This window comes from Aeromicrobium sp. PFPM2_SD2, from assembly GCF_057364525.1.
This window is the reverse complement of record NZ_JBNFNZ010000090.1, coordinates 1-7,021: the sequence shown is the minus strand read 5'-3', so window position 1 is coordinate 7,021 and position 7,021 is coordinate 1. Positions and strand designations below refer to the sequence as shown.

Here is a 7,021-nt window from a genome sequence, read left to right as displayed (position 1 = left end):
GCAGGGCCGCGGCGTCGGGCTCCTGGCCCTGCAGCGCGACCAGCTCGCAGTAGCCGCGCGCGGTGGCGTCGACCTGGTCGAAACGAGATCCGCCGGCCGTCGACCACCGCCGCGGCCCCCGGATGGACCTGGCCGCAAGCGGCCAGGATCAGTGCAGCCGGCGCGAGCAGCGCGGCACGTCGTACCCCCATGCCGCCGATGCTACTCACGAGTCGGCGCGCACGGCCTCCTCTTTCGCCAGACGGGTGTGGTGACGGCCGTAGAACAGGTAGATCGCCAGGCCGACGACCAGCCAGACCAGGAAACGCAGCCAGGTCTCGACCGCCAGGTTCGTCATCAGGGCCACGCAGGCCAGCGCGGAGAGCACCGGGACGAGCGGGACCCACGGCGTGCGGAACGGACGCTCGAGGTCGGGCTTGGTGCGGCGCAGGACGAGCACCGCGACCGAGACGACGAGGAAGGCGAACAGCGTGCCGATGGAGACCATCTCGGCGAGCGTGTGGATGGGGACGAACGCGGCCAGCAGCGCGACGGCGGTCACGATGAGCACCGTGAGCCGCACAGGCGTGTGGAACGTCGGGTGCAGCTTGCCCAGCGAGTGCGGCAGCAGGCCGTCGCGGGCCAGCGCGTAGCCGATGCGGCCCATGGCCACGAGCTCGACCAGGATCACCGAGGTCAGGCCGGCGACGGCGGCGATGCCGATGAGGATGCCGGCCCAGCCCAGGCCGACCTGCTTGAACGCGTCCGAGATCGGGGCGCCCTCGCTGAGGTCGGAGTACTTGACCATGCCGGTCAGGACGATGCAGACGCCGACGTACAGCAGGGTGCAGATGGCCAGCGTGCCGAGCAGGCCGCGCGGCATGTCCTTCTCGGGCTTCTCGGTCTCCTCGCCCAGGTTGGCGACGGCCTCGAACCCGCTGTAGGCGAAGAAGACGACCGCGGCGGCGACGAGCACGCCGGTCACGCCGTAGGCGGTGGCGTCCGCGCCGGTGGCCCACTGCCACAACGGCTGCTTGAGGCCCGAGGCACTCTCCTCCGGCGTCGTCGACCTCGGGATGACCGGGTCCCAGTTGGCGGCCTTGACGAAGAACGCGCCCACGCCGATGACGAACAGGCAGACCGCCACCTTGATGACGACCAGCGCGTTCGTCACCCACTTGGACTCACGGATGCCGACCGCCGCGACGACGCCCAGCGCCACGACGATGAACACGGCCCCGAGGTTGACGACGGAGTCCTCCTCGCCGAAGAAGGCCTGCGGCAGCCCGAAGACGTCCTGCAGGTAGCCCGACCACCCCCGGCTCACCACCGCGGCGCCGAGCGCGAACTCCAGGATCAGGTCCCAGGCGATGACCCAGGCGGCGAGCTCGCCGATGGTGGAGTAGGCGTACGTGTACGAGCTGCCCGCGGTCGGCACGGCGGCGGCCAGCTCGGCGTAGCAGATCGCGGCGAGCATCGCGACGACGCCGGCGATGAGGAAGGCGATGGTGATGGCCGGCCCGGCGTTGTTCTTGGCCTGCACGCCGGTCAGGGTGAAGATGCCCGTGCCGATCACGATGCCGATGCCGAAGCCGATGAGGTCGGTCGCCCGCAGGCGGCGCGACAGCCGGGGTCCCTCGGACTCCGACATGGGGTTGTCGTCGGAGTTCTGCTCGACGACGTCGTCGATGTCCTTGGTGCGGAACAACCCCGAAAATGCCATGGCGCACAACGTACGTGCGGCTCGGCCCCCCGCAACTCGGAGCCGATCGGGTCGTGCGGCCGGGCTACAGGACGCGCTGGACGAGCGGCACCTTGCGCAGCACGAGGACGATCGCGTACGTCGCCACCAGCACCACGAGGCCGCGCACGAACAGGTGCACGGTGCCCGCCGCCGCCGGGCCGTCGGCGGCGAACAGGTGCCGCTCCACGACGTAGAGCAGGGTCAGGTGCAGGCCGAAGACGCCGAGGGTGGCGTCGCCGAGCGTGCGTCCCCAGCGAGCCAGCCGGCCGCGGGCCAGGAAGCCCAGCGCCGCGCCCTCGCGCACGAGTCCCTGGGCGACGAGGTAGACCAGCACGGAGTACAGGATCGTCAGGCCGCTGTAGTACGAGCTGGCCGGCACATAGGTGGTCAGCCAGGCCGGGACGTCCGGGTTCTGGAACTGCCAGCCCATGTACCAGAACCCGGCGACGACACCCGCGACCGCGGCGAGCAGGGCCGGGCCCCGCAGCACGACGCCGCGCAGCGCGTAGCCCAGCACGAACAGGCCGACGTACGGCAGCCACCACGTCCAGGGCGTCAAGACGATGACGACCGGGTCGTTGCGCACCTGCCGGGTGGCGACCGAGAGCGCGGGCATGAGCGCCAGCCCGACGCCCAGGACGAGCACCGCCCGGCGACTCACGCTGGCGACGAACGGCACCAGCACCGGCGTGAACAGCGCCAGGCCGAGCACGATCCAGAAGAAGTACAGGGCGGTGTACAGGTTGCCGTTGAGGATCATGGCGACGACCTCGCGGACGCCGAGGTCGGGCCGGTCGTGCAGCACCAGGAGCAGGTACCAGACGTGCCAGAACACGAGCGGCGGCACGAGCCGGACCGCCCGCTTGCGCAGGAACGGCCCGGGGCCCCGGTAGCTCCGCGGCGAGAGCAGCGTGGCGCCGCTCATCATGACGAACACGAGCACCGCGAACTTCGTGCCGTGGGCCAGGTAGATGGCCAGGTCGCCGCGGACGGTGTCGCGCGCGTCCGGGAGGATCGTGTTGGCGAACAGCACGTGCATCGCGACGACGCTGACGATGCACACCACCCGCAGCCACGACAGCCACGCCAGGTCCTCGCGGGGCGGGGTGGTCGGGGTGGCCTGCTCGGTCGGGGCGGCGCTCGTCACCCGCGGGAGTCTAGACCGGCTCCGTGACCGGTCAGGCCGAGGCGTCCTCGCGCACCGGCACGATCGTGTCGACGACCGTGCGCACCCACTCCAGCAGCGGCCCGTCACGCAGCGGCTGGCCGCCGACCGCGGCGGTGCGCGGACGCGGGACGAGCACGACCTGGCCGGCCTTCTTGTACAGGCTCTTGGGGTAGACCCGGTTGAGCCGCAGCTGCATCGACTCGGGCAGGTCCAGCGACGCGAACCGGACGTTCGAACCGGCCGACGTGACCTCGCTGATGCCGGCCTGGCGCAGCCGGACGCGCAGGCGCGCGACGTCCAGCAGCGTCCCGACCGACTCGGGCGGCTCGCCGTAGCGGTCGACGAGCTCCTCGCGCAGCGCGGTGACGTCGTCCTCGGTGCGGACGTCGGCCAGCCGCTTGTACATCTCCAGGCGCAGGCGCTCGGACGGCACGTAGTCGTGCGGCAGGTGCGCCTCGATGGGCAGCTCGATCTTGACCTCCGGCTCGGGCTCGCCCTCGCCACGGAACTCGGCGACGGCCTCGCCGACCAGCCGGATGTACAGGTCGAAGCCCACGTCGGCGATGTGACCGGACTGCTCGCCGCCGAGCAGGTTGCCGGCGCCGCGGATCTCCAGGTCCTTCATGGCCACGGCCATGCCGCCGCCGAGCTCGGAGTGCTGGGCGATCGTGGCCAGCCGGTCGTGCGCGGTCTCGCTGAGCGGCTTCTCCGGCGGGTACAGGAAGTAGGCGTAGGCCCGCTCGCGCGAGCGTCCGACGCGGCCGCGCAGCTGGTGCAGCTGGCTCAGGCCCAGGGTGTCGGCGCGCTCGATGATCATCGTGTTGGCGTTCGACACGTCCAGGCCCGACTCGACGATCGTCGTGCACACGAGCACGTCGTAGCGCTTCTCCCAGAAGTCGACCATGACCTGCTCGAGCTGGGCCTCGCTCATCTGGCCGTGCGCGGCGGCCACGCGGGCCTCGGGCACGAGCTCCTTGAGCCGGGCGACGGCCTTCTCGATGCTCTGCACCCGGTTGTGGATGTAGAACGCCTGGCCCTCGCGCAGCAGCTCGCGGCGGATGGCCGCGATGACCTGCTTGTCCTCGTACGGCCCGACGAAGCTGAGCACCGGGTGGCGCTCCTCGGGCGGGGTGGCGATGGTCGACATCTCGCGGATGCCGGTGACCGCCATCTCCAGGGTGCGCGGGATGGGCGTGGCCGACATCGACAGCACGTCCACGGCCGCGCGCAGGTGCTTGAGCGCCTCCTTGTGCTCGACGCCGAAGCGCTGCTCCTCGTCGACGATGACCAGGCCGAGGTCCTTGATCTTCACGCCCGGCTGCAGCAGGCGGTGGGTGCCGACGACCATGTCGATGGAGCCGTCCTCCAGACCGGCCAGCACCGCCTTGGTGTCCTTCTCGGTCTGGAAGCGCGACAGCGGCTTGACCGTCACGGGGAACTGGGCGAACCGCTCCGCGAACGTCGCGTAGTGCTGCTGGACGAGCAGGGTGGTCGGGACGAGCAGGATGACCTGCTTGCCGTCCTGGATGGCCTTGAACGCGGCGCGCACGGCGATCTCGGTCTTGCCGAAGCCGACGTCGCCGCAGACCAGGCGGTCCATCGGGACCTCCCGCTCCATGTCGCGCTTGACCTCCTCGATCGTCGACATCTGGTCGGGCGTCTCGATGTAGGCGAAGGCGTCCTCGAGCTCGCGCTGCCAGGGGGTGTCGGGACCGAAGGCGTGCCCCTTGGTCGACTGGCGGGCGGCGTAGAGCTTGATCAGCTCGCCGGCGATCTGGCGGACGGCGCGACGGGCCTTGTTCTTGCGGTTCGTCCAGTCCGAGCCGCCGAGCTTGTCCAGGCTCGGGCTCTCGCCGCCGACGTACCGGCTGACCTGGTCGAGCTGGTCCATGGGGACGAACAGCCGGTCGCCGGGCTGGCCGCGCTTGCTCGGGGCGTACTCGATGACCAGGTACTCGCGGGCCGCGCCCTGCACGGTGCGGTTGACCAGCTCGACGTAGCGGCCGACGCCGTGCTGCTCGTGCACGACGTGGTCGCCCGGGCTCAGCTCGAGCGGGTCGACCTGCTTGCGCCGGCGGGCCGGCATCTTGCGCTCGGACCGCTCGACGGCGCGCTGGCTGACCAGGTCGTCGTAGGTGAGCACGACGAGGTCGAGCTCCTCGACGAGCAGGCCGTGGTCGAGGTCGCCGACGAGCACCTGCACGACGCCGGGTGCGGCGTCGGCGTCGGTGCTGCCGGCCAGGTCGTTCTCGCCCAGCCACTCGACGGTGCGCTGCGCCTGGCCGGGGCCGGGCACCACGACCAGGACGTGCTGCTTCTGGCCCAGCCAGCGGCGGACGTCCTCGGCGACGGCGGGCAGGTCGCCGCGGTAGACCGGTGCCTCGGCGACGGCGACCTTGCGGGTCTCCTCGTCCAGGTCGAGGCCGAACGGGCTCTGCGACCACCAGCCGAGCCCACGGGCGAGGCTGTGCTCGCGGACGTCGTCGAGCTCGCGGAACGCGGCCGAGCCGAGGTCGATGGGCGACTCGGCGCCGGTGGCGGCGGCCGCCCAGGACGCCTGCAGGAACTCCTCGCTCGTCGCGACGAGGTCGGCCGCCCGGGCCCGGACCCGCTCGGGGTCGAGCACGAGGACGGTCGAGCGCTCGGGCAGCAGGTCGACGAGCAGCTCCATCTCGTCCACGAGGACCGGGGCGAGCGACTCCATGCCCTCGACCGCCTGGCCCTCGGCGATCTTGGTCAGCAGCTCGGCCAGCGACGGGTGGGCCTGGGCCAGGGCGGCGGCGCGCTCGCGGACCTGGTCGGTGAGCAGCAGCTCGCGGCACGGCGGCGCCCACAGGCGTCCGACCTCCTCGAGCGTGCGCTGGTCGGCGACGGCGAACTGGCGCACCTCGTCGACCTCGTCGCCCCAGAACTCGACCCGGACCGGGTGGTCCTCGGTGGGCGGGAAGACGTCGACGATGCCGCCGCGCACGGCGAACTCGCCGCGGCGCTCGACCAGGTCGACGCGCGTGTACGCGGCGGCGGCCAGGTCGCGCACGACCTGCTCCAGCTCGACCTGCTGGCCCTTGGTCAGCTCGACCGGCTCGAGGTCGGCCAGGCCGCGCACCTGCGGCTGCAGCACCGAGCGCACCGGAGCGACGACGACCTGGACCTCCTGGCCCGGCTCGGGGTGCACGAGGCGGCGCAGCGCGGCGAGGCGGCGGCCGACCGTGTCCGAGCGCGGCGACAGGCGCTCGTGCGGCAGCGTCTCCCACGCCGGGAAGGCGACGACGGCGTGCTCGCCGAGCAGGCAGCGCAGCTCGACGGCCAGCTCGTCGGCCTCGCGGGCGGTGGCGGTGAGCGGCCAGGACCGGGCGGCGCCGCGACGCGCGTCGACCAGGAACGGGCGGATCGCGCCGGGGCCTGGACGACCAGCTCGGCCAGGCCCTCACGACGGTCGTCGGCGGCGCGGCGCAGCGTGGGCTCGGCGGCCAGGCGGGTGCGCAGGGAGGAGAGAGACATCTATCGGTTGAACGCGCTCTGGGTCTTTTCTAGTCCCACCGAGACGAGGCTCTCGACCGCGTCGGCGGCCTCCTCCAGGTGCAGGTCCAGCTCCTTGCGCTCGATCGAGGAGTACGGCTTGAGCACGAAGTCGTGGACCTCCTGGCGTCCGGGCGGACGTCCGATGCCGCAGCGCACGCGGTAGAAGTCGCCGGTGCCCAGGGACTGGCGGATGCTCTTGAGCCCGTTGTGCCCGTTGTCGCCGCCGCCGAGCTTGACCCGCAGGGCGGCGAAGGGGATGTCGAGCTCGTCGTGGATCGCCACGACGTGGTCGGGCGCGACGTCGTAGAACGAGGCCAGCGCCTTGACCGGTCCGCCGGTCTCGTTCATGTACGAGCGCGAGCGACCCAGCACCACCCGCTCGCCGGCGAGGCGTCCCTCGACGACGTCGGTGCGGGTGGCCTTGTGGGACTTGAAGCGACCGCCCATGCGGGCGGCCAGGACGTCGGCCACCAGGTAGCCGACGTTGTGCCGCGTGGCGGCGTAGGCCCGGCCCCGGGTCCCGAGGCCGACCACCAGCCAGGTCACTCGGACTCGGTGGACTCCGCCGGGGTCCTCGTCGGCGGCGGCGTCGTCGGCGCCGGAGCGGT

3 protein-coding genes and 1 pseudogene are annotated in these 7,021 nt (G+C 72.0%); all 4 read right to left on the bottom strand.

Annotation, left to right across the window (positions count from 1 at the left end):
* Positions 1-205: 205 nt before the first annotated feature.
* The 4 genes and pseudogenes from AC2W7G_RS06435 to pth all read right to left on the bottom strand — a co-directional run bounded on the left by AC2W7G_RS06435 (position 206) and on the right by pth (position 6,947).
* Positions 206-1,702, bottom strand: a complete 1,497-nt coding sequence (locus AC2W7G_RS06435) for an APC family permease (RefSeq protein WP_485867703.1) — start codon at positions 1,700-1,702, stop codon at positions 206-208.
* A gap of 64 nt (positions 1,703-1,766) precedes the next feature.
* Positions 1,767-2,870, bottom strand: a complete 1,104-nt coding sequence (locus AC2W7G_RS06430; RefSeq protein ID WP_485867702.1) for an acyltransferase — start codon at positions 2,868-2,870, stop codon at positions 1,767-1,769.
* A gap of 31 nt (positions 2,871-2,901) precedes the next feature.
* Positions 2,902-6,392: pseudogene (gene mfd, locus AC2W7G_RS06425) on the bottom strand (transcription-repair coupling factor).
* On the bottom strand, positions 6,393-6,947 hold the full coding sequence (pth, locus tag AC2W7G_RS06420; protein ID WP_485867704.1) for an aminoacyl-tRNA hydrolase: 555 nt from the start codon (positions 6,945-6,947) through the stop codon (positions 6,393-6,395).
* Positions 6,948-7,021 lie beyond the last annotated feature (74 nt).